We start from the raw sequence: 23798 nt of genomic DNA, 5'->3' as shown, positions 1-23798 counted from the left end.
CGAATTACTTGTCGTCGAATTTTTCGTTGATGACGTCGCGATATTCGCGGTCGGAAGCGCGGAACAGGAAGACGAAGTAGCCGATCAGCACCGCCGCCATGATGATCAGCGTCGGCCAGTCGATGACATAGTGGAAGCGGTTCTGGATTACGTCATGCGCGGTCTCGGGCGTGTAGCCGAGTTTCTCCCAGATCGCGGCCATGGTCGGGTTCTGGCCAAGCGCTTCCCAGGTCTTGGCGTCGAGCGCGTCGATGGATTTGGCGGCTCCGGCGAGCCCCAGCTTGAGCGGCAGCCACAGCGCCACGAAGATGGCGACCACGACGACGACGATATCGAAGATTTGCCCGGCTTTGCTCTGCTCCGGCGGAATGTAACGGGACATGCGGTGTACCCCTCAGGACTTGCGGTTGCGGGATGCGTCGGCATTCTTGATATCGAGACCGTAGATGAAGTCCTTGTCTTCCTTGTAGTGTTTGACCATCGCCAGGATCGCTGCCGTGTTGAAGATCAGCACGGCCGCGGCGGCGATTGCGACCACGAGCTTGATCCCGCTGTCTGGGATGTATGGCCACGTCATGAAGAGGACGAAGAGGATCGTCGCCCACAGGCAGATGATCAGAAGCGCGGATCCGCGCAAGTCGGAACGGTACAGCGCTTCGATGCGCTGCTGCAGGTCTGACATCGGTTTTTCCCCTTTTTTCCGACGTTCGGTTCCGAATCCACCGCGCGCCGCCCTCTTTCAAGAGAGTGAAATTTTTTTCATAAACTCAGGCCGATTTCCGCAATTGTCAAGGCCAATTTACGTTGAGTTAACCGTTTGGTCGGGGGTGGCCGATTTTGCCTGAGAATGAAATTATTTGCTTTCAGGGGATTGCGGCTCTCCCGCGTTTGCGATCAATATTCAACCCAAAGCTCCAGCCTCTGCGCCAAGGAGCAGGGAACAGCAGATTTTGAACGGAGGACGAGCGGATGACGGCATCCTGGAGATTTTCGACCCTGGCGGATCGCCACCGCGCGCTGGGTTCGAAGCTCGAAGACTGGAGCGGCATGGGGACCGCCTGGACCTACGACAAGAACGCTGACGAGGAATACACAGCCATCCGCACCAAGGCGGGGCTGATGGATGTGTCGGGGCTGAAGAAGGTCCACATCACCGGCCCGCACGCTTCGCATCTTATCGACCTCGCCACGACGCGCGACGTCGAAAAGATCTACCCCGGCAAATCGGCCTATGCCTGCATGCTGAACGAGGCGGGAAAATTCACCGACGACTGCATCCTCTACCGCACCGGGCCCAACGCCTGGATGGTCGTGCACGGTTCGGGCACCGGCCATGAGGAGTTGCAGCGCGCTTCCGTCGGGCGTGACGTCTCGCTGCGCTTCGACGACAATCTGCACGATCTGTCGTTGCAGGGGCCGACCGCGGTCGACTATCTCGCCAAGCATGTGCCGGGCATCCGCGACCTTAATTACTTCCATCACATGCAGACGCAGCTGTTCGGCTTGCCCGTGATGATCTCGCGCACCGGCTATACCGGAGAGCGCGGTTACGAGATCTTCTGCCGTGGCCAGGATGCCGGCACGATCTGGGACAGGATCCTTGACGAGGGCAAGAGTGCCGGCATCATTCCGTGCCGCTTCACCACGCTGGATATGTTGCGGGTCGAAAGTTATTTGTTGTTCTACCCCTACGACAATTCCCAAAAATATCCGTTCGAGAATGAAGGCCCTGGCGATACGCTGTGGGAACTCGGCCTCGACTTCACTGTCAGCCCCGGCAAGACCGGTTTCCGTGGTGCCGAAGAGCACTATCGGCTGAAGGGCAAGGAGCGCTTCAAGATTTTTGGCGTGCTGCTCGACGGCAAGGAGCCGGCCGACGAAGGTGCGCCGGTCTATCGCGACGGCAAGAAGGTCGGCGTGGTGACCTGCGCCATGTATTCGCCGCTGGTCAAGAAATCGATGGGCATCGCCCGCCTCGACGTCGACTGCGCGGTCAAGGACACCAAGCTCGAAATCCGTAACAAGAGCGGATCGATCAAGGCGACGGCGCAGCCGCTTCCCTTCGACGATCCGAAGAAAACCAAACGCACCGCCAAGGGCTGAGGCATTATCGACAGCGAGGGATTTAGGGCAAACAGAGAGAATGGCAGCCAAGACCATCATCAGCCGGCCCATTTACGGAACCCTGTCTTCGCAGCCCGGCAAGCACCATCTTTTCGTGGCGGATGCCGAAGGCGCGCTGGCGATCGTTGATATGGCAAGGACGGCCCCGCCCGGCTTCTTCGACGGGGCCGAGATTGTCTTCATCCCAGGTCCCGACGGCAAGCATGTCGGCGCCCTCGAAGCGCTGAAACCGGCGCAGTTTCACCAGGCGCCATCCTTTGCCAGCTTGCTGCCCCGGCTGAAGCAGACGCTGACCAACGCCCATATGGGCCTGCGCCTCTATCTCGCCGGCACCGAAGGCCTGATCGGCCAGGCCATGCAAGTCGCACTCGAAGCCGGTATCGACCATACCTCCATGCAGACCGAGCATCGCGGTTCGCTGGCGCGGCGAATGCAATGCGTGCATTGCAAGGGCATCACCGAAAACGTCACGACGCAGCCGGCGACCTGCGCGCATTGCGGCCTCCTGCTCCTGGTGCGCGATCACTATTCCAGGCGCCTCGCCGCTTTTCAGGGCGTGTGCATCAATGCCGAGGATCGCAGTGAGGTTCCTCCAATGGAGGAGGCTTTCCCATGAGCACCGGCACCACCAAGCTCGATGTCGTGGTCAGCGATGTCGTTCCGGTCAACGAGCTGGTCACCCGCTTCCATTTCCGCCGTCGCGATGGCGAGCTTCTGCCGACTTTTTCCGGTGGCGCCCACGTCGTGGTCGAGATGCGCGATGGCGACCGCACCCGCCTCAATCCCTATTCGCTGATGGGTTCGCCGCTCGATACCAGCGAATACACGATCTCCGTGCGGCGCGACGATGTCGGCCGCGGCGGCTCGCTGTTCATGCATCGCTCCGTCAAGCCTGGCCTGGAGATGGTGATCAGCTATCCCGTCAACCTGTTCTCGCTCGACCTGCGCGCCAAGAAACACCTGATGCTGGCCGGTGGCATCGGCATCACGCCCTTCATGGCGCAGACCGCGCAACTGGCGGGGGAGGGCGGCAATTTCGAACTGCACTACACCTGCCGCACCGCTTCGCTGGGCACCTATGCCGATGTGCTGCGGGAGCGCTACAACAGGCGTATCAGGCTCTACCATGACGACCTCGACGAGCGCATCGATCTCGATCGGCTGCTGTCGACACAGCCGCTCGGCACGCATCTCTATGTCTGCGGTCCGGCCGGCATGATCAACTGGGTGCGCGACCGCGCAGGCGCCTTGGGTTGGCCATCGGAGGCCGTGCATTTCGAGCATTTCGCGGCACCCCAGCCCGGCCTGCCTTTCGACGTGACGCTGGCCGTCACCGGCAAGACGATCTGCGTCGACGAGCAGCAGAGCCTGCTTGAGGCGATCGAGGCGGCCGGTGTCGATCCGCCCTATCTCTGCCGCGGCGGGGTCTGCGGCCAGTGCGAAACCAACGTCATCTCTTACGATGGCAAATTCATCCACAACGACCATTGGCTGAGCGAGGAAGACCATCGCTCCGGCTGCAAGATCATGCCGTGCGTGTCGCGCTTCGAGGGCCGGTCGCTGGTGCTGGAGCGGTAGAGCATTTTGCAGCCAAGTGGATACACTTGGCGTCGCAGAGATGCGGCTAAACAAAGAGATAGAGCGGGCATCCCGCTCTAGGAGAAAATCATGGGCATCACCTTTCGCAAGGAAACGTTCCGCGACGATTTCACCTTCAAGAACAGCCCGGAGCATATCAGGCGGTTCCCGTTCCCGTTCCACGAAGACGCCTACATGTATGCGGTCAACATCGAGCCGCATGTCGTCGGGCCGAAAGGCAGCGTGCTGGAAAACCTGATCGACGTCGACGAGCACTATGTCGCCGAGATGCAGGATCGCGCGCTGGTGCTGGCCGAGGATCCGCTGCGCTGCCAGTCGCTGCCACACATGACCTTGGCCGGCTGGGACCTGCTCGAGCTTTTGATGGAGCAGCAGGCGCTTGGCTATCCCGAGCATTTCACGCTGACCCGTGACGGCGACCGCTGGCGCTGGATCAACAGGCCGCTCGGCATCGACGACACCTTCACCTTCGGCGACACCTCGACCCTGCCTTACGGGCCGATGGAATACATCACCCGTCAGAGCCAGGGCGACTTCTGTATTCTCGACCAGCGTGACGGCAATCTTTGGATGGATGCCGGCATGGTCACTACGCAGGCCGACTGGTCGCTCGATTTCGACATCGGCATGAACTTCTTCGAATGGCACGCGCCGGTGCCGCTGGCGCATGAGAAGGGGATTTTTACCCGGGCGCTGAAATTCCTCACCAACATCCAGCAGGGCAAGCCGGCGCGGCGCCTCAACTGGACGATGACCATCAATCCGCGCCTCGACACCAGCCCCGAAAATTATCACAAATGGGGCCCGGACCGCACCACGGTGACGCCGGAGAATGTCGGCGACAAGGTGCATCTGCGTGTCGAATTGCAGAGCTTCTGGCGGCTGCCGCGCTCCAACGGCATCGTCTTCCCGATCCGCTGCTATCTGATCAAGATGGATGAACTGGTGACGCAGCCGAAATGGGCCCGGCGCCTGCACCGCGTGATCCGGGATTTGCCGGAAGAGCTTGCCACCTACAAGGGGCTGACGCGCTTTCGTCCGACATTGGTGGAGTGGCTGGCGAAGCTGGATGACGGCAGTGCAACATCACCGGGGTTTGGGCCGGATTGAAGCTGCCCGAGAAGCAGCCGATCTCCCCCTCGTGGGGGAGATGCCCGGCAGGGCAGAGGGGGGCGTGAAGGAACGCCGACCTTGCCCATCCTCGACCTAAAGTCCGCAACCAATCTAAGGTCGGTAGCTACGATCGATTGATAAGTCGGCGGGACAGCGCCCCCCTCTGTCCTCCCGGACATCTCCCCCACGAGGGGGGAGATTGGCTAACCAGCACTGTTCTGCGGATAGCAAATAATCGACAGATACCGCATCGGCAGTTTCGTCAGTTGCTCCGGGCCATGCGGTGCGTCGGCATCGAAAAACAGGCTGTCGCCCGGCTTCATCGGGTAGAGATTGCTGCCGTGCCGGTAAACGACCTCGCCCTCCAGCATGTAGAGGAACTCCATGCCCTCATGCTGGAAGGTTGGGAACACATCGGAATCCTCGGTCAGCGTGATCAGATAGGGTTCGACGACGACGCCGCTGGTATTGGAGCCGATATGGCCGAGCAGATTGTACTGATGGCCGGCGCGCGTACCGCGACGCTCGACATCCAGCCCCTGGCCGGCCTTGACGAAGACGGCACTGCGTTCCTCTTCGAACCGGCGGAAGAAGGCGGTGACGGGAACGCCGAGCGCCCGTGACAGTGCCTGCAAGGTGGTCAGCGACGGCGAGGTGATGCCGTTCTCGATCTTCGACAGCATGCCCAGCGAAATGTCGGTGGCGACGGCGAGATCAGCGACGGTGATGCCGAGCTTCTTGCGGAACGCCCGCACCTCGCGGCCGATCGCCACCTCCAGCACTTTCTCGCGGGTGTCGCGGATGGCGTGCGGGTTCTGCGTCAGCGGCGCCCGGATGGTCTTGCCGTCCACCGAGACCTTTGGCGACGGCTTTGGCTTGGCGCCGGCTTTGGGATTGGAACTGTCTTTCGCCATCTCGCCCCCCGGATTTCGCGGATTTATTTCACTCAAGGTGAACATATTCCGTGGCGATACAGCAGCGCGGCGGTGTCGGCAAGCCGTCTTAAGTCCCAACTGGCGATCCCATGAATTCCGCCGGCGAAGGTTTTTCGCCAGGAATCCTGTCCGCGCAAACGCCGTTCCCACAGATGTCTGTTGACAGCACCAAAGCGCCAATTAGTGTCACTGTCAGTGAAATTTGTTTCGCTGGGGAAATCAAAAATGAGGAGGCCCTGGAAATGAAAACGCGTGTTGCCGTCATCGGCGCCGGACCGTCCGGCCTGGCACAACTCAGGGCCTTCAAGTCGGCTGCCGACAAGGGCGCCGACATTCCCGAGATCGTCTGCTTCGAAAAGCAGTCCGACTGGGGCGGCCTGTGGAACTACACGTGGCGCACCGGTCTCGACGAACACGGCGATCCCGTGCACGGCTCGATGTACCGTTACCTCTGGTCGAATGGGCCGAAGGAATGCCTGGAATTCGCCGACTACACGTTCGAAGAGCATTTCGGCCGGCCGATCGGCTCCTATCCGCCGCGCGCCGTGCTGTGGGATTACATCAAGGGCCGCGTCGAGAAATCAGGCCTGCGCAAATGGGTGCGCTTCAACAGCCCGGTGCGAATGGTCACCTTTTCGGACGAGACGAAGAAGTTCACCGTCACCGCGCATGACCGCACCAACGACGTCACCTATTCGGAGGAGTTCGACAATGTCGTCGTCGCCTCCGGACATTTCTCGGTGCCCAACGTTCCCTATTTCGAAGGCTTTTCCACCTTCAACGGCCGCATCCTGCACAGCCATGATTTCCGTGACGCGATGGAGTTCAAGGGCAAGGATATCCTGATCATCGGCCGCTCCTACTCGGCCGAGGACATCGGCTCGCAATGCTACAAATACGGCGCCAAATCGATCACCTCCAGCTACCGTTCGAAGCCGATGGGTCTCAAATGGCCGGACAATTGGAAAGAGGTGCCGCTGCTGCAGAAGGTCGTCGGCAAAACGGCCCACTTCAAGGACGGTACCACCAAGGACGTCGACGCCATCATCCTGTGCACCGGCTATCTGCATTCGTTCCCGTTCCTCACCGACGATCTCAAGCTCAAGACCGCCAACCGCATGTGGCCGGACAGCCTCTATGAAGGCGTGGTCTGGGAGAAGAACCCGAAGCTGTCCTATATCGGCATGCAGGACCAGTTCTACACCTTCAACATGTTCGACGCGCAGGCCTGGTTCGCGCGTGACGTCATCATGGGCCGCATCAAGCTGCCGTCGGCCGAAGCGATGGCCGCGCATGGCGCCAAGTGGCGCGCACGCGAAGAGACGCTGGAAGACGCCGAGCAGATGATCTGGTTTCAGGGCGACTACACCAAGGAGCTGATGGACCAGACCGACTATCCCGGCTTCGACGTCGAGGCGGTCAACCAGACCTTCATGGAATGGGAGCATCACAAGGGCGAAGACATTATGAGTTTTCGCGATCACGCCTACCGCTCGCTGATGACCGGCACCATGGCACCGCTGCACCACACACCTTGGCTGCAGGCGCTGGATGATTCCATGGAAAGCTATCTCGAAGTGAAGGGTGTGGCGGCGGAGTAGGCCATGATCCCGAACCGGAGGTCAGCGAAGCAAAAAGTGGAACCGGTTTTCTCGGACAAACGGTTTCGTTTGTCCCGAGATCATGACCCAGCTAGAGACTGCTGCGCATCAATCCAGCGGATAGTCCGGAGCCGCATCTGTCTCGGTCACCTCTGAGGAGAGAACGTCGCAGTCGTTGGCCCAGTCCGGGCCATCACCGCGCATTGCCATCATGTCGGCCATCAGCAGGAACTGCATGGTTCTGAGCGCCCAGTCGGCCGGCTCTTGCGGCCAGGCGAAGACGCCGGCGGCATCTGCGCCGAACTTCACATCGTGGCAGACGAAGCCGACCTCGACCCTCCAGGACCGTAGCGCCACACCTGGCGGCGGGTAGGGCGGGTCGGGAAGTTCGAAGTAATTGGCGACCATGAGCTTCGTCGGCTCCGCCGGCTCGATATTCTCTGCTTTGAAGGCGGCAATGGCGTCGTCGCGAAAATGGTCGAGCAGGCCGTCGCGCGATAATTTGTAGGTCGAGCGGAAAAAGCCGCCGGCCCAGACGGATTTGTCGCTATCGTTGGAGATGAGCAGCGAGGCGCGGAAGCGGCGCAACCTTGGTGCCAGAACCTGCCAGTTGCATTCGGCTGAAGTCGCCGGCGTCGCGATAAAGTCGTCGAGAAGATCGCTGCCGCGCACATTGGCGTTCAGCACCGAACAGTCTTCGCCATGGATGTGCCAGAGCTGGCGCAGCTCGGCAGCAGCAATGCCGGGCTTGCGCAGTTCCTCCACCGAGGCGCGGACCCGCGCAATGGCGTAGGAGGTTGCCGCATCCAGCGTCTCAAATCCGCGAACCATATGCTCGCCATCCGGTTCGCCGGTCCTGGCCATGTCGAAGACGAGAACGGTGAAAGGCGGTTCGCCTGGCTCGGCCATTCGGCTTCTATCCCAGTCTTGCCCGCGCCTTCGCCGTCCAGGCATTGAACAGCCGGTCGGCGACGATACCGATGAAGGCGATGGCCAGGCCGGCGACGATGCCGCGGCCGGAATCGGCCTTGGACAGCGCGATGAACACTTCTTGGCCGAGATCACGCGTGCCGACCATGGCGCAGATAATGATCATCGCCAGCGCCATCAGGATCGTCTGGTTGACGCCCAGCATGATCTCCGGCAGCGCCAGCGGCAATTGCACGCGAAAGAAGGTCTGGCGCGGCGTGCAGCCAGAAACCTTGGCCGCTTCGATCAGCGCCGGCGGCACCTGTCGGATACCGTGATTTGTGTAGCGGATTGCCGGCACCACTGCGAAAGCGACCGTGGCGATCATGGCGGTGACGTCGCCGACGCGGAACAGCATCACCACGGGGATGATGAAGCAGAAGGATGGCAGCACCTGCAGCGTGTCGATGATGGGCGTGACGATCTTCTCGAAGCGGTCGCTGCGCGCGGCCGCGAGCCCGATCGGGATGCCGATCAGACAGGCAATGAAGGCCGAGATGCCGCAGAGATAGACCGTCGCCATGGTTTTTTCCCAAAGGCCGGTGACGGCGCAAAAAGCGGTCAGTGCGGCGACTAGAGCAGCCAGGCGCAGGCCGGAAAGCTGATAGCCGGCAAGGCCGAGCAAGAACACCGCGCCCAGCCATGGAAAGCCTTCGCAGAAGGCGCGCACCGGGTTCAGCACGTTGAGGATCAGCGCCACGCGGAACGCTTCGATGATGTCGAAGAAGTTGATCGTCACCCAGTTCACCGCCGCCTTCCACAGCGGCGCGGTGGTGAAGGTGATCGCCTTCGGTACCGCGGCGAAGGCCGGCACGAACAGGCCAAGCAGCGTGGTGACGGCAAGGATGGCGATGGCCAGCATCAGATTGGGGTAACGCCGCCACAAGCTCGGACTCGCCTCTTGATGAACACTGCCCTTTGCCTGTTTGTGCGCGATGGCCTGGCTCAGCCGGTCGAGCGCGATGGCCAGCGCGACGATGGCGAGACCGGCTTCCATCGCCTCGCCGACCTTCAGCGCGCGCAGCGCCAGAAGCACGTCGTAGCCGAGGCCACCGGCGCCGATCATCGAGGCGATGATCACCATGTTGAGCGCCAGCATGATCACCTGGTTGACGCCGACCATCAGCGTCGGCCGCGCCGAGGGCAACAGCACCCGCCACAGTTTCTGCCGCGCCGTGCAGCCGGCCATCTCACTGAAATCGTCGATCTCGGACGGCACCCGCGACAGGCCAAGCATCGTTGCCCGCACCATCGGCGGCGTGGCAAAGATGGCGGTCGCGATCATCGCCGAAACCGGGCTGTTGCCGAACAGCAGCAGCATGGGGATGAGGTAGGCGAAGGTCGGGATCGTTTGCATCAAATCAAGGGTAGGGGAGACAACAAGCCTTTCGGCCCACGGCTTGCGCCAGGCCCAGATACCGGCGAACAGGCCGGTGACGATACAGAACGGCACGGCGATGGAGATCAGCCCCAGCGTCAGCATGGCGCTGGTCCACTGCCCGAACAGAGCGATGTAGAGGAAACAGCCGCCGACCAGCAGGCTGAGTTTGCGACCGCCCACGGCGTGGCCGGCGAGGAAGGCGGCCGCGCACACGCCGACCCAGGACAGGCGCGGCAAGACGACCGTGTCGGCGCCATGGCCGAATTTGAAATTCTTGGCCAAGAGATTGAGCGCGAAGTCGAGCGGCACGCCAAGCACCGCGGTGATCGAGCGGGTCAACCACGACAGGTTCGACTTGATCCAGCCCATTAGCGCGCTGACCCAGTCGGCGACGGGGACGACCGCATCTGCCGGATAGTTGACGGCCCAAGGCACAGAGTCCTGCAGCATGAACACCACGAGCACAGCGGCGATTGCAGCCGCCCAGACAACAAGCCAGCGCTGAAGCGGCGGCCTTGCCTCGCTGGCGCTTGCCGTCACCGTCATGCGCGGGCTCCGGAACGGTCGATGCCAGCCAGCAGATCGATCACCGCTTGCGGCGTCACCTCGCCGATCGGTTTGCCGCTGCCATTGACCACGGCGAACGGCTTGCCGGCGGAAACGATGCTGGCCGAGAAACTGGCGATCTTGGCGTCCGGCGCCACCGTGCCACCATGCTCGGTGCCGTCGCAGGGGCGCATCAGGCTGCGCGCGGAAATCACCTTGGCGCGGTCGACGTCGCGGGTGAATTCGGCGACATAGTCGGTCGCCGGATTGACCACCAGTTCCTCCGGCGTGCCGGTCTGGATGACCTCGCCGTCCTTCATGATGGCGATGCGGTCGGCCAGCCTTATGGCTTCGTCGAAATCATGGGTAATGAAGACGATGGTCTTGTGCAGCATGGTCTGCAGCCGCATCAGCTCGTCCTGCATCTCGCGACGGATCAGCGGGTCCAGTGCGGAGAACGGCTCGTCGAGGAACCAGATTTCCGGCTTGGTCGCGAGGCTGCGGGCGATGCCGACGCGCTGCTGCTGGCCGCCGGACAGCTCGCGCGGATAGAAATGCTCGCGGCCACGCAGGCCGACCAGTTCGATGACTTCGCGCGCCCGCGCCTCGCGCGTTGCCCGATCCTGCCCCTGGATGCTAAGCGGAAAAGCGATGTTGTCGAGCACGTTGAGATGCGGCAGCAAAGCAAAATTCTGGAACACCATGCCCATGCGGTGGCGCCGGAGCTCGATCAGTGCAGCGTCGGAAATCTTCAGCAGGTCCTTGCCTTCGAACTCGACCTTGCCATGCGTCGGTTCGACCAGCCGCGACATGCAGCGGACCAGTGTCGATTTGCCAGAGCCCGACAGGCCCATGATGATGAAAATCTCGCCCTGGCGGATTTCGAGGTCGACGGCCCGTACCGCGCCGACCAGTCCGGCGGCAGCGATATCCGCCATGCTGGTCTTGCCGTCACGTTCGCGGATGAAGTTGGCCGCGTTCGATCCAAACAGTTTCCAGACATTGCGGCAGGCAAGTTTTACCGGGCGGTCGTCCGTGCCCGGTTGCGTCGATCCCTGTTCAGTCGTCATCCAATCGTCCTTCTGGAATATCAAGATTTGAGGCCCGGCCGATCAACGGCCGGGTCCCATTTTTCCAGCAGGAACGATCACTGCGCCCAGGCTTTCCAGTCGGCCTCATGCGCGGCGATCCAGGCGGCGGCGACGTCTTCCGGTTTTTTGCCGTCAAGGTCGATCTCGCCGCTCATCTTGTTGAGCTCGTCGGTGTCGATCGTGTAGGCCTTGGCCACCTTGTAGGCGATCGGCCATTTGTCCTTCATGCCGTTCCAGGAGTATTTCCAGATCTCGCCATGCGGCTTGCCGCAATCATATTTGGCGTCGGGGTTCACGCCCCATTTCGGGTCGTTGTAGCATTCGGGCGTGTATTCGGGGAATTGCACCCACTCGCCCTTGTACTTGGCCGGCGCCCAATGCGGCGAATAGATCCACAGCATGATCGGCGCCTTGCGCTGATAGGCAGAGTCGAGCTCGGCAAACATCGCCGCGTCGGTGCCGGCGTGGATCACGGTGAACGGCAGTTTCAGCGCCGCGACGCGCTCGTCGTCAAAACCTTCCCAGGTCACCGGGCCGCCGAGATAGCGCCCCTTGGGCGCGGTCTCGGCCGTCGAGAACGACGCCGCGCATGTCGGGTCGAGCAGCGCATGCCAGTCCGGCAAGGTCGGGCATTTCGCCTTCATGTATTCGGGAAACCACCACTCTTCCTTGGCCTTCGGGCCGAGCTTGCCGAGCCGCTCCGTCTGGCCGGTGGCATCAGACGCCTTCATGGCTTCGCCGGCGGTCGTGTCCCAGAATTCCAGGCCGACATCGAGGTCGCCGTTGGTAAGGCCGGTGGTCAGGCTGGAGAGGTAATCGGCGGTCGGGTACTCGACGGTATAGCCGAGCTTTTCCAGGATGCCGCCGAGGATCTTGGCGTTGAGGTTGACGCTGGTCCAGTCGAACAGCGCGATCTTGATCGGGTCGTTGGATTCCGGCGCTGCGGCCCGTGCGGAAGGTGTCAACACGCTAAGTGTCGCGAGCGCGACGGCACTCATCAATAACTTCGAGATATAGCTGCGAAATAACATGCTTGTTCTCCTTCAAGCTGTGGCGGTTATTGTTCGTTCCCTTCTTGCGTCTTTTTATGATTTTGGTGGAAAGGTTGGTCGTTGCGCAAGGCCGTTGCCGCCGCGTCGCCGTTAAAGCCGGCGCAGACAGGATTGTACCGAATTTCTGATATGATGGATGCCGTCGGGAGGGCCAGCGTCATGGCTGCCGATGGATCGCTGAGGGAGCGATCGCCTGCGGATCAATTGCCAGTCTTGCGGCGCCCTGCAAGGTGCAAGCCATCAAGGTCCCATGATCTCGGCTGCTGGCCCGGCAAGTCCCATCTCGCCCGGGCCGTTTCATAGGATGAAATTATATATACCAAGGTTCATGTCGTGCAACGACTAACGCTTCGCGGATGCACAAATTCAGACTGCAGGCAAAGTTCTGCCTCATGCGGTCCTACCAGCAGACGTAGCCACCATCGACGATGAGGTCGAGGCCGGTGACGAAGCTCGATGCGCGGCTGGCCAGGAACACGGTCGGCCCGACCATCTCCTCCGGCGCCGCCATGCGTCCCATCGGTGTGTCGCGCTTGAAGATCTTTATCTCCTCCGCCACCTCGGGCCGTTTGTTCATCGGCGTCAGCGTGTAGCCCGGGCTGACCACATTGACGCGCAAGCCCCGGTCCGCCCACTCCATGGCAAGGCTCTTCGACATATGGATGACGGCGGCCTTCGAGGAATTGTAGTGCGCCTGCGTCAGTCCACGGTTGACGATGGTGCCCGACATCGAGGCGATGTTGATGATCGAGCCCTTGCGCCGCGAAAGCATCTTGCGTGCCTCGGCCTGGCACGACAGGAATACGCCGGCGACATTGACCTCGTGCACCTTCTGCCATGTCTCAAGCGACATCGTCTCGGCCGGCACCGAGCCGGCGATACCGGCATTGTTGACGGCGATGGTCAGCACGCCAAGCTCTGCCTCGACGCGATTGATTGCCGCCGCGAGATCGCTCTCGGATGTTACCGTGCCGGTCAGCACCAATGCCTTGCGCCCGAGTGCCGTGATCCGGTGTGCGGTTTCCTCCAACCCGCCCTTCGACGCATGGCCGAAACAGGCAACATCGGCACCCGCCTCGGCCAGTCCGATCGCGATTGCCTGGCCAATGCCACTGCCTGCGCCCGTGACCAGTGCGACATCACCGTCCAGTTTGAAAAGATCCATCAAGCCCTCCCCGTTTCGAGGAGGTTATTGCCTATGCGGTCTTTGGATCAACCTCTTTAGAACTCGCAGGCTTTAGGACGCTTGCTGGCGGACCAATCCTTGAGTGGCACCGGCTTGAACTTGCCCCTGATCGGCTTGGCATGCTCAAGGTCCTTGGAGACGGTGCCCTTGCCGGTGAGATAGTTGATGTCGCAGCCACCGACCGTCGTCCTGACGCCATCAGACGTCTGCTGGTTCCAGTCCCAGCTGCGGCTGTAGCCGCCGACCAGCAATTGGCCCTTGCGGTAGACGATGGTCAGCGTGTCCTCCGTCGACTTGCTGGCGCCGCAGCCGAAGCAGGACGTGATCACCAGCGATCCCTTGCCCTTGCTTTCAAGGTCGGTAACCCGGTCTTCGGTCAGGCCTTTCCTGACGAAATCCGGCCGGCGCGCGGGATCGAGCTTCTCCTCGCCGGCTGCCAGGTAAATATAGAGATCGGCCGACCCACCAAGCTCCTGCATCACTATCGCCCGATCCATCTTGCCGTCCTGGTCGATATCGAGCTTGAGCTCGAACGCCGGTACACTTTCGGATAACGCCGGTGCAGGTACCGCGACGAGGGCGATGAGCCAGGGAAGGGCCACATGATGTAATGCTGTTTTCATGAGCAATCGTCCGCCACGGAAGCCCAGCGTAGCACTGGCCCGGGCGAACGAAAACGCGAAACTCTGGATGACTCGAACGGGGTCAGCCAGTGACCGCTCAGAAATAGCCGCTGGACGCGGCCGTGGCCTCTTTTGGAATTTCGACGCCGTCGACCAGGATCTTGTCGACCAGTTCGTGGTGAAAGCAGACCAGCCCCTTGATGCGCTCGGCCTCGTGCACCGGTTCGGGATAATACCAGACAAGGTTTTCGTGCCGCTTGGCCTTGGTCGTCACGTGATAATAGTTGGAGATGCCCTTGTAGGGGCAGCGCGAAATATAGCGGCTGGGCGAAAACATATCGAGCCGCGTGTCCGAGATCGGCAGATAATGGCGCACCGGATGGCCGGTTTCGAACAGGAAGACGCCGCGGCGTGAATCGGCGACCTGCTCGCCATCAAGGATGACCTGCACACGCCGCGACGAGGGCAAGCAGTCGACGCGCCGGAACGGGTCGCGGGCGTGGACGAAAATCTCTTCGTCCTCCTCATACCAATGCGTCATCTTGGGCCAGTAGAAGGAAATATAGTCCGACAGGTCAGGCGATCCCTTGACCTGATCGGCATAGCGCCAGGCGGCATCCTCGACCAGCGTGATGCCGGTGTTCAACGAATAATGCGTGGCGACGCCCTTGAACGGGCTCTCGGTCGTCGTCGTGCTCGGCAGCAGGAACTCCTCGCGCACGTCGCTCATCGGGAAATAGTAGACCGGCAGATGGTCGCTTTCGTAGAGCACCAGCGCCTTGGTCGTATCGGCGACGATCATCGACCCCACCTTTACACGCAGCCGCTTCTGCATCGGCATGGTGAAAGCGATGTAGCCCGGCTCGAAGTCGTACTGCACGATATTGTCGAGCAAGGGGAAGTGCGGTCCGCGACCGCGCAAATGAGGCTTGCGAATGGTAGTCTCCCGTCTGCTTGTTTTAGTGGCCGTGCGGTTGGACACGGGGCTCACCCTATGGATACGCGATCGAGCAGCAGCCCTGCGGCAATCGGCGGCAGGCCGCTGACATTCTTGCGCACCGGCACCAGCAGATCCGGGAAGTAGCTGAAAATGACAGGTGTCTCGTCGAGCAACAGTTTCTGGATGTCCGAGGCAGCCGCGCGCTGTGTGCCGATGTCGAGTGCCTTGAGGTAGCTGGTGACCATGCCGTCATAGGCCGGGCTCTTGAAATGCGCCGCGTTCCATGGTCCGTCGCTGACCAGCGGGCTCTTGAGAAAGACGTTCGGCACGCTGCGATGCGCGTAGTCGGTGATCCCCAACGGACTGTCCAGCCAGTCCGACTGTCCGAACACGGCCTTGCCGTAATATTTGTCCTGGTCCTCGATGTTGAGCGCGATGCGGGCACCGATTTCCTTGGCGGAATTCTGGAACAGCTGCGCGTAACCGGGAATGTCGGAATAGCGCAGCGTCGTCAGCGTGATGTCGAAGCCGCTGCCGAGGCCCGCCGCTTCAAGCAGTTGCTTGGCCTTGGCGATGTCCTGGACGCGCTGTGGCACCGACTTGTCGGTTGAAGGGAAGGCCGGCGCGAACGGGCTGTCATTGCCGGTCGCCGCCATGCCGCGGCACAGGCCATCGACCAACTTGGAGCGATCGATGCTGAGCGCCAGCGCCTGGCGCACGCGCTTGTCGGTGAAGGGACCGGTGTCGCAGCGCATATGCAGCTGGCGGTGCGCAGTCGAGGCGACACGCAGCACTGTGATGTCTGGGCTGTTCAGCACCACCTGGCTGACATCGAGCGGAACGGCGTCGAGGATGTCGACCTCGCCGGCTTGCAGCGCCAGGATGCGCGGCTGCACGTCGCCATAGAATTTGAACTCGAGCCGGTCGGGCAGCGCCTTCTCGCCCCAATAGTCGGGGTTGCGCACGAAGGTCGCGCCGACCTTCGGCGTGTAGCTCTCCAGCCGGAACGGGCCGGTGCCTTCAAAGGTCTTCTCGTAGTCGCCCTTGTAGCTCGCCGGCAGGATGACGGCGTTGTAATTGTCGATCGACACCGAATAGGGAAAGCTGCCGTTCGGCGCATCGAGATGGAAGGCGACTGTGTGGTCGTCCACCTTCTGCGTGCCGCCCTTCGACAGCAGGCCCTTGAACACGGAAAGCGCGTTCGAGGCGCCATTGGGGTCGGCCAGCCGGTCGAAGGTCGCGACCACGTCGTCGGCCTTGAAGTCCTCGCCATTGTGGAATTTCACGCCCTTGCGCAGCTTGAAGGTCCATACGCTGCCGTCCTCGTTCGGCGACCAGCTTTCCGCCAGCACCGGCTTCAAGGTGAGGTCAGGCTGGGTGATGCAGAGGAACTCGGCGGTCTGGAAAACCAGCTGGTAGCTGCCGCTGTCATAGTAGGTGACGGGATTGATGGCACCGCCCGGCGTCGCCACGCCTGCGCGCACCGTGCCGCCTGGCTTGCCTTCGGCGCGAGCCTTCTGCGTGCCGAAACCGGCCGCCGTAACAAGGCTGCCCAGAAACGGCAGGGAAAGGCCGAGCACGCTGCCATGGCGCAGGAAATCGCGGCGGTCGAGCCGGCCGGCCAGCAACTCGTCGACAGCGGAATTTTCGATTGCCGTGAGGTTTTTGCGAGCAGTGTCAATCGTCATGAAATGCCTTGGCATGGCTGCATTCCTCGCTTGCCCTGGGGAGATTGGCCATTTAGGTCATTGTTGACGGCGACCGGAAAGCGATATTTTTAGATAGGGGTCATCGAAATTTTCGATGCGAGGTGTGAGCATGGATACCGAAAACCTGCGCAGTTTCCTCGAGGTCGCCGAACATGGCAGCTTCACTGTTGCGGCGAGCCGGCTCAATCTCGCCCAGTCCACGGTCAGTGCGCGGATCAGGGGGCTGGAGGAGCAGTTGGGGCGCCGGCTTTTCGTGCGCGACCGCGACGGCGTGACACTGACGCCGGCTGGGCGGCAGTTCCTGCCGCACGCCTCCTCCATCACCCGCACCTGGGAGCAATCAAGACAGGATATCGCGGTTCCCGATGGCTACGAGACACTGCTGCGGCTGACCGCTCCCGCCTATCTCTGGGATCTGATCACCTCGCCTTGGGTCGAGTGGATGCGCACTGAGCGGCCGAATGTGGCGCTAAGGCTCGAAGGCAGTTTTCCGGATCTGGCGATCGACCAGCTGGCGGAAGGCCTGCTCGACATCTGCATTCTCTATCTGCCGCGCCCGCATCCCGGCATCGTCTACGAGACACTGGCCGTCGATCAGGTGGTGCTGGTCCAGCATGCGGCGCAGACGAAGCCGTGGACTGACAACTACATCCTGATGGACTGGGGGCTGGAATTCCGCATCGAGCATGACCGCGCCTTTGCCGGCATGGTCAAGCCGGCCATTTCAGCGGGGTTGGTCTTCATCGGCCTGCAGCATGTGCTGTCGCAGCAAGCTTCGGCCTACCTCCCGCTCAGCGCCGTTAGCGGCCATATCGAGCGCGGTGAGATGCGACGCATCGACAATGCGCCAGTGTTCCAGCGGCCGATCTATCTTGCCTATCCGTCCAACCCGGTTTCGTCTGATGTGCTGGACGTCGCGCTGACCGGCCTGCGCACCTTGGCAGGGGACTGGGCGAAAGGCCAGGGATTCTCGGAAGGTGACCGTTCGCTCAGCATGGCCGGCCTGAGGTAGCCGGCCAGCGATGCCTCGCGCTATGCCGGTTCGATCACGCCGGCCTTCTGCAGCCTCGCCAGCTCCGCATAGGGGATATGGCATCGGATGGAATGGCCGGGCTGTGCCTCGGCCAGCGGCGGCTCCTGCTGCTCGCAGATCGGGCCGATCTTGCGCGGGCAGCGTGTGTGGAAGACGCAGCCTGATGGCGGGTTGGTGGCGCTGGGGATTTCGCCGTCGAGCCGAATGCGCACCGTCTCGGTCTGGTGGAGTTTTGGCACGGCCGACAGCAGCGCTTCGGTATAAGGATGATGCGGCCCGGAGAAGACTTCCTCCGATGGCCCGATCTCCATGATGCGGCCGAGATAGAGCACGGCGATCTTGTCGGAGAGGTAACGCACCACGCCAAGGTCGTGCGAGATGAAGATGTAGCTGACGTCTTCCTTGGATTGCAGGTCGGCGAGCAGGTTGAGGATCGCCGCCTGAACGGAGACGTCGAGCGCCGATGTCGGCTCGTCGCAGACCACGATGCGCGGATCCCCGGCGAAGGCCCGTGCAATGGCAACGCGCTGCTTCAGCCCGCCTGAGAGCTGCCGTGGCTTGACGGCCAGGTGCCGATCGGTGAGGCGCACCGAGCGGACGAGATCGTCGAGGCGCGTCTCCTGCGCCTTGCCGGAGAGGCCGGCCAGCCGCTTCAAGGCGCGGCTGAGTATATGGCGGATCGAATGCGAGCGGTTGAGGGCCGAGTCCGGATTCTGGAAGACGATCTGCAGCGCCTTGACCTGGTCGTCGCCACGGTTCTCCAGCTTCGGCGCCAGCGCCTTGCCCTCAAGCTCGATGGTGCCGCCGTCATCGGGCGGGACAAGGCCGAGCAGCAGCCTGGCGAAGGTGGTCTTGCCCGAGCCGGATTCGCCGACCAGCCCCAGCGTCTCGCCGGGGCTGAGATCGAGCGAGACGTCCTTGACGGCGCGCAAGGGATGGCCGTGGCTGGCATAGGTCTTGTTCAGCCCGGCGACCCGCAGCACCGGTGCGGTTGTCGGCTTGGGCGCTGTCGCAACATCGCTCGGTGTGGCGCGCGGCAGAGCTTGCGCCTTATCGTGATGGAAGCAGCGCGACAGACGTTTGCCGCGCTCGTCGCTCAGATCATAGAGCGGCGGCAATTCGGTGCGGCAGCGGTCGTCTGCGAGCGCACACCGGTCGGCGAAGGCACAGCCCTTGATGTCAGCGCCAATGCCCGGCAGGAAGCCGGGGATGGTGTCGAGCCGGCCCTGGTCCTTGCGCTGGCCGCCGCGCGGCAGGCAGCGCAGCAGGGCAACCGTGTAGGGATGTCGCGGATCGTTGAACACGACATCCGTCGGCCCTTCTTCCACCAGCATGCCGGCATAGAGCACACCGACCCGGTCGCACATGTTGGAGACGACGGCGAGGTTGTGGCTGATGAACAGGATCGAGGCCGACAGTTCCTGCCGCAGCTGCGCGATGAGATCGAGCACCTCTGCCTCGACCGTCGCATCGAGGCCGGTGGTCGGCTCGTCGAGGATCAGCATCGAGGGATCGTTGGCCAGCGCCATGGCGATCGCCACGCGCTGCTGCATGCCTCCGGAGAGCTGGTGCGGATAGCGCTGCATGACGCTTGGCGGATCGGAGATGCGCACCCGGTTCAGCATGGCGATGGCGCGATCGGTGGCTGCCTGGCCGGTAATGCCGCCAAGCTCGAAGATCTCTGTCAACTGGCGGCCGATACGGATCGACGGGTTCAGCGCCTTGCCGGGATCCTGATAGACCATCGAGACGCTTTCGGCTCGAGCGCGCCGAAGCGCCTCGGCGTCGAGTTTCATCACATCCTGGCCGTCGAGCGAAATGGCGCCCCCCGATATCGAACCGTTCCTTGGCAGATAGCGCACGACGGTGAGCGCCACGGTGGATTTGCCGCAGCCGGATTCGCCGACCAGCCCGTAGGCCTCGCCTTGCCGGATGTTGAGGCTGAGATTGCGCAGCACGGCGCGGTTGCGGCCAGCGACGCGATAGGCGACCGACAGGTCGTGCAGTTCGAGGGCGTTTTCGGCCTTTGCGGACTTAGTCGGGGCGGAGTTAGTCATTGAGCGCTCCATGAACGCCGTCAGCCGCCAGATTGACACCGATCACCAGCGAGGCGATGGCAAGCGCATCAAACAGCACAGTCCACCAGAAGCCGCCGCCGATCATGCCGTAATTGCTGGAGATCGACAGTCCCCAGTCGGGTGAGGGCGGCTGGATACCAAAACCCATGAAGGACAGCGTGGCGACCGCGAAGATGGCATAGCCCAACCGCACGGTGGTCTCGACCAGGATCGGCGGGATGACGTTGGGAAGGATCTCGACGAACATTGTATGCACAGCACTTTCGTGCCTGAGCTGGGCTGCCGCGACATAGTCGAGTTCGCGCTCGGCCAAGACCGCCGAGCGCACGGTGCGGGCGATGATCGGCGCGAAGCTCAGGCCGATGACGACGATGACGGTGGTCTTGGAGGTGCCGAGCGCGACGATGGCGAGCAGCGCGACGATGACCACGGGGATGGCCATGAAAGCTTCGAGGATGCGGCTGACGACATCGTCGACAATGCCGCGGAAATAGCCGGTGAGCAGACCAAGCGCTGTGCCGGCGACCGTCGCCAGCAGTGTCGCCAACGGCGCGACGGTGAGGATATCGCGCGAGCCGACGATGACGCGCGAGAAGACGTCGCGTCCGATCTGGTCGGTGCCGAACCAATGTTCGCGCGAGGGTGGTGCCAGCGCGTTGATGATGTCGTCGGCAAGCGGATCGTAGGGCGCGAAATGCTCGCCGAAAAGCGCGCAGGCAACCCAGAACAGCACGATGGCAAAACCGACAAGAAACGTTTTGGAGCGCAGCAGCGAGAAAAAGACTTCCGCCATGGGGCTGCGCCGGCGCGTGTCGTCTTGTGGCGGAGAGGTGGTCTGGACGGCGCTCATTAATCTGACCCCAGCCGGATGCGTGGATTGAGCACGGAATAGAGGAAATCGGCGATCAATGTCGCCACGGCATAGACGATGCCGATGGTGAGAATGCCTGATTCCAGCATCGGAAAATCCTTGCCGCGCGCGGCGGTGAAGATCAGCGAGCCGATGCCCTGGTAGCGAAACAGCGTCTCGATCACCACCAGGCCGCCGATGAGGTAGCCGGTCTGGGTGGCAATGACGGTGATGGTCGGCAGCAACGCATTGCGCAGCACATGGCGCCAGATCACCGTGCGCCAGGGCAGGCCCTTGAGCACCGCGGTCCGCGTATAGTCGGAATCGAGTGCCTCGATCATGCCGGAGCGCGCCATGCGCGCGATATAGCCGAACAGCACCAGGAACAGGGGCAGCGAGGGTAGGATCAGGTAATAGAGCTGGGTGAAGAAGCCGGCATCTTTTGGCCATGCGGCCGAGATCGGCAGCCAGCGCAGCCAGACGCCGAAGATCAGGATCAGGATGATGCCGGTGACGAACTCCGGCAGCACCGTCACCGACAGGCCGCCAAGGCTGATGATGCGGTCGAGCGGCCGGTTGAGGTTGAGCGCGGCGATGACGCCGCCGAGGATACCGATCGGCACCACCAGCACGAAGGCGACCGCCGCCAGCTTCATCGAATTGCCCAAAGCACCGATGACAAAGGGTGCCACCGGTGAGCGGAAAATGTAGGACGTGCCCATGTCGCCCTGGACGAAGTTCCAGATCCAGGTCGCATACTGGGTCAGCAGCGGACGATCGACGCCGAGCGTGTGGTTGAGCGCGTCGACTGCGCGCTGATCGGCAAACGGCCCCAGGATCGCGCGTCCCACATTGCCGGGCAGCACCTGGCCGCCCAGAAACACCATGATGCTGAGCAGGAACAGCGTAACCAGCGACAGCGACACACGCCGTGCAAAGAAGGAGAGAATGGCTGAGACTCCTTGTGGAGCCAGCCCCCATGCGGGAGCTGGCTGTTAGAGGATTGGCTTTCCCTTTCGAGCATGATCCCGAAAAGTGGGGACCGGTTTTCGGAAAAGATCATGCTCCAACAATGAGTTCGTTTAGGCCTTCGATGCTTTTTCGAGGAACAGCTGCGACATGGCAGTCGGTTGCACGCCGGCCACCCCCTTCGCCGTTGCCGTCAGATAGTCGTAGAAATAGCCGAAGATAACAGGCGTTTCCTCGAGCAGCAGCTTCTGGATCTTGCCGGCGTCGGCCTTCTGAGACTCGAGGTCGAGCGCGCCGATATAGCTGGCGGCCAGCGTGTCGTAGTCCTTGTTCTTGAAGTGCGCCGCGTTCCAGGTGCCGTCGCTCTTCAGAGGGGCAGCGAGATAGACATTCGGCACGCCGCGATGGCCGTAATCGGTGATGCCCATCACCGAATCCAGCCAGTTCGATTTGCCGAACACCGCGTCGCCGTAATAGCCGCCCTGATCGAGGATGTTGAGCTCGAGCTCGACACCGATCTCCTTGACCCAGTTCTGGATCAGCTGCGCGTATTCGGGAATTTCGAGGTAGCGCTCGGTGGTCAGCGTCACCTTGAAGCCCTGAGCAACGCCGGCTGCTTCCATCAACTGCTTGGCCTGTGCGATGTCCTGCTTGCGCTGCGGTATGCTCGTGTCGGTCGAGGGGTAGACCGCGGCGAACGGGCTGTCATTGCCGAGGGCCGAGCGTCCCTTCATCAGGCCGGCGGCGAGCTTGTCGCGATCGAGGCAGAGCGCGATGGCGCGGCGCACGCGCGCATCCTTCAACGGGCCGTCGTCGCAGCGCATGTGAAGCTGCTGATGGGCTGACGACTTCAGGCTGATGATGTCGACGCTCGGATCGTTGAGCAGTGCGACGCCCGACAGCACCGGCATCTGGTTGATGATGTCGACCTGGCCACCCTGCAGCGCCAGGATCATCGGCTGCACGTCGGTGAAGAAGGTGAATTCGGTGCGATCCGGCAGCGCCTTGGGGCCCCAGTAATCGTCGTTACGGACGAAGGAGGCGCCGACCTTTGCCGTGTACTTCTCGATCTTGAACGGCCCCGTGCCGTCGAAGCTCTTTTCGTAGTCGCCCTTGTAGCTCGCCGGGATGATGACGGCGTTGTAGTTGTCGGACGACAGCATGTAGGGGAAGTTGCCGTTCGGCGCGTCGAGGTGGAACTCGACCGTGTAATCGTCGACCTTCTTCGAGGCGCCCTTCTGCAGGATGCCGGTGAACACCGACAGCGCGTTGGACGAGTTTGCCGGATCGGCAAGGCGGTCAATGCTGGCGACGACGTCGTCTGCCTTCATCTCGCCGCCCGAGTGGAATTTCACGCCCTTGCGCAGCTTGAAGGTCCAGACCGTGCCGGTGTCGTTCGGCTTCCAGCTCTCGGCCAGCGCCGGCTGCAGCACGAGGTCGGGGCCGTCGACGCAGAGAAACTCGGCAACCTGCTGCATGACCAGAAGGCCGCCGGCGTCCGCGATGGTGACCGGGTCGATGGCGGCTGCCGGCACGCTGCTGGCGACGCGGATGGTGGCGCCGGCGGCGCCTGCGGCGCGGGCGAGCGACGGCATGCCACCGAAGCCGGCGGCCGTGGTGATGCCGCCCAGAAGCGGCAGCGACAGGCCAAGCAGGCTGCCGTGGCGAATGAAGTCGCGGCGGCTGACACGGCCGTCGACGAGACCGTCGATGAGGTGATTTTCGAGCGGCGAGCGATTGCGCCGGATCAGATCGAGAATGCGGTAGTTCTTCATGGGTCTAAGCCCTTTCCCCAGTTGTTGTGGTTGGCGAGTTCATTCCAGTTGACGAGTTCCGCGGAGTTCTCCGGTTCCAGGCGCTCATCATCAGTGTCGGTCGATGGACTGTAGCATGCGGTTTCGACTGGTCCATCCGCTCGTTGGGATGGAAAAGTCAGATTTTCTTGATGAATTGTCTGTCGACCAAGCGACCCAAGGGCGCCCTTTTCTCGATAAATCCT

The 23798-nt window shown here is 62.1% G+C and carries 21 protein-coding genes; 6 read left to right on the top strand and 15 right to left on the bottom strand.

The features are described from left to right. Positions 1-4: 4 nt before the first annotated feature. Positions 5-382, bottom strand: coding sequence for a hypothetical protein (locus tag ACZYHG_RS30000; protein ID WP_464611657.1), 378 nt, complete (start codon positions 380-382; stop codon positions 5-7). A gap of 12 nt (positions 383-394) precedes the next feature. Then, positions 395-682: a hypothetical protein gene (locus ACZYHG_RS29995; protein WP_464611656.1), complete on the bottom strand. Its 288-nt coding sequence runs from the start codon at positions 680-682 to the stop codon at positions 395-397. Positions 683-969: 287 nt separating this feature from the next. On the opposite strand from ACZYHG_RS29995, the gene ACZYHG_RS29990 reads away from it, so the two are divergent. The 4 genes from ACZYHG_RS29990 to ACZYHG_RS29975 all read left to right on the top strand — a co-directional run bounded on the left by ACZYHG_RS29990 (position 970) and on the right by ACZYHG_RS29975 (position 4833). Next, positions 970-2103, top strand: coding sequence for an aminomethyltransferase family protein (locus ACZYHG_RS29990; RefSeq protein ID WP_464611655.1), 1134 nt, complete (start codon positions 970-972; stop codon positions 2101-2103). A 40-nt stretch (positions 2104-2143) separates the two neighbouring features. Then, on the top strand, positions 2144-2740 hold the full coding sequence (locus ACZYHG_RS29985; RefSeq protein WP_464611654.1) for a dimethylamine monooxygenase subunit DmmA family protein: 597 nt from the start codon (positions 2144-2146) through the stop codon (positions 2738-2740). Further along, a complete protein-coding gene (locus tag ACZYHG_RS29980; RefSeq protein WP_464611653.1) occupies positions 2737-3702 on the top strand; it encodes a PDR/VanB family oxidoreductase in 966 nt (321 codons plus the stop codon). Before ACZYHG_RS29985 ends, ACZYHG_RS29980 begins: the two co-directional genes overlap by 4 nt. 90 nt (positions 3703-3792) lie before the next feature. Continuing rightward, on the top strand, positions 3793-4833 hold the full coding sequence (locus tag ACZYHG_RS29975; protein WP_464611652.1) for a heme-dependent oxidative N-demethylase family protein: 1041 nt from the start codon (positions 3793-3795) through the stop codon (positions 4831-4833). Between the two features lie 206 nt (positions 4834-5039). Here ACZYHG_RS29975 and ACZYHG_RS29970 read toward each other — a convergent pair whose 3' ends face one another. Next, positions 5040-5750, bottom strand: a complete 711-nt coding sequence (locus ACZYHG_RS29970; RefSeq protein ID WP_464611651.1) for a helix-turn-helix domain-containing protein — start codon at positions 5748-5750, stop codon at positions 5040-5042. A gap of 263 nt (positions 5751-6013) precedes the next feature. On the opposite strand from ACZYHG_RS29970, the gene ACZYHG_RS29965 reads away from it, so the two are divergent. After that, entirely contained in the window at positions 6014-7372 is a 1359-nt protein-coding gene (locus ACZYHG_RS29965; RefSeq protein ID WP_464611650.1) for an NAD(P)-binding domain-containing protein, read from the top strand. A 108-nt stretch (positions 7373-7480) separates the two neighbouring features. On the opposite strand, the gene ACZYHG_RS29960 is transcribed toward ACZYHG_RS29965, so the two are convergent. The 8 genes from ACZYHG_RS29960 to ACZYHG_RS29925 all read right to left on the bottom strand — a co-directional run bounded on the left by ACZYHG_RS29960 (position 7481) and on the right by ACZYHG_RS29925 (position 16863). Next, positions 7481-8281, bottom strand: a complete 801-nt coding sequence (locus ACZYHG_RS29960) for a hypothetical protein (protein ID WP_464611649.1) — start codon at positions 8279-8281, stop codon at positions 7481-7483. A 7-nt stretch (positions 8282-8288) separates the two neighbouring features. Then, a complete protein-coding gene (locus ACZYHG_RS29955) occupies positions 8289-10268 on the bottom strand; it encodes an ABC transporter permease (protein ID WP_464611648.1) in 1980 nt (659 codons plus the stop codon). Further along, the gene (locus ACZYHG_RS29950; protein ID WP_464611647.1) at positions 10265-11338 is read right to left on the bottom strand and encodes a quaternary amine ABC transporter ATP-binding protein; all 1074 of its coding nucleotides are present in this window, start codon (positions 11336-11338) and stop codon (positions 10265-10267) included. The genes ACZYHG_RS29955 and ACZYHG_RS29950 overlap by 4 nt, the downstream gene beginning before the upstream one ends. Positions 11339-11415: 77 nt before the next feature. Next, positions 11416-12390, bottom strand: a complete 975-nt coding sequence (locus tag ACZYHG_RS29945; protein ID WP_027034119.1) for an ABC transporter substrate-binding protein — start codon at positions 12388-12390, stop codon at positions 11416-11418. A gap of 421 nt (positions 12391-12811) precedes the next feature. Then, on the bottom strand, positions 12812-13576 hold the full coding sequence (locus tag ACZYHG_RS29940) for an SDR family oxidoreductase (RefSeq protein WP_464611646.1): 765 nt from the start codon (positions 13574-13576) through the stop codon (positions 12812-12814). A gap of 56 nt (positions 13577-13632) precedes the next feature. Further along, positions 13633-14220 carry a hypothetical protein gene (locus tag ACZYHG_RS29935; protein WP_464611645.1) on the bottom strand — a complete coding sequence of 196 codons (588 nt, stop codon included), beginning with the start codon at positions 14218-14220 and terminating at the stop codon, positions 13633-13635. 97 nt (positions 14221-14317) lie between these two features. Further along, a complete protein-coding gene (locus ACZYHG_RS29930) occupies positions 14318-15115 on the bottom strand; it encodes a DUF427 domain-containing protein (protein WP_464611644.1) in 798 nt (265 codons plus the stop codon). Positions 15116-15207: 92 nt separating this feature from the next. Beyond that, positions 15208-16863: an ABC transporter substrate-binding protein gene (locus tag ACZYHG_RS29925; RefSeq protein WP_464611643.1), complete on the bottom strand. Its 1656-nt coding sequence runs from the start codon at positions 16861-16863 to the stop codon at positions 15208-15210. Positions 16864-16978: 115 nt separating this feature from the next. On the opposite strand from ACZYHG_RS29925, the gene ACZYHG_RS29920 reads away from it, so the two are divergent. Continuing rightward, on the top strand, positions 16979-17881 hold the full coding sequence (locus tag ACZYHG_RS29920) for a LysR family transcriptional regulator (RefSeq protein ID WP_464611642.1): 903 nt from the start codon (positions 16979-16981) through the stop codon (positions 17879-17881). Between the two features lie 20 nt (positions 17882-17901). Here the strand turns inward: ACZYHG_RS29920 and ACZYHG_RS29915 are convergent, their stop codons facing one another. The 4 genes from ACZYHG_RS29915 to ACZYHG_RS29900 form a co-directional block, all read right to left on the bottom strand. Beyond that, a complete protein-coding gene (locus ACZYHG_RS29915; protein ID WP_464611641.1) occupies positions 17902-19959 on the bottom strand; it encodes an ABC transporter ATP-binding protein in 2058 nt (685 codons plus the stop codon). Continuing rightward, positions 19952-20830, bottom strand: coding sequence for an ABC transporter permease (locus ACZYHG_RS29910; RefSeq protein WP_027034126.1), 879 nt, complete (start codon positions 20828-20830; stop codon positions 19952-19954). Before ACZYHG_RS29910 ends, ACZYHG_RS29915 begins: the two co-directional genes overlap by 8 nt. Beyond that, positions 20830-21780 carry an ABC transporter permease gene (locus tag ACZYHG_RS29905; protein ID WP_080680974.1) on the bottom strand — a complete coding sequence of 317 codons (951 nt, stop codon included), beginning with the start codon at positions 21778-21780 and terminating at the stop codon, positions 20830-20832. The genes ACZYHG_RS29910 and ACZYHG_RS29905 overlap by 1 nt, the downstream gene beginning before the upstream one ends. A gap of 132 nt (positions 21781-21912) precedes the next feature. Beyond that, complete coding sequence (locus ACZYHG_RS29900) at positions 21913-23574, bottom strand: ABC transporter substrate-binding protein (RefSeq protein WP_464611640.1); 1662 nt, start codon at positions 23572-23574, stop codon at positions 21913-21915. Between the last annotated feature and the right edge of the window lie 224 nt (positions 23575-23798).

This window comes from Mesorhizobium subarcticum (assembly GCF_055456085.1).
Note: the sequence above shows the minus strand (reverse complement) of the source record. Positions and strands in the feature narration are given on the sequence as shown.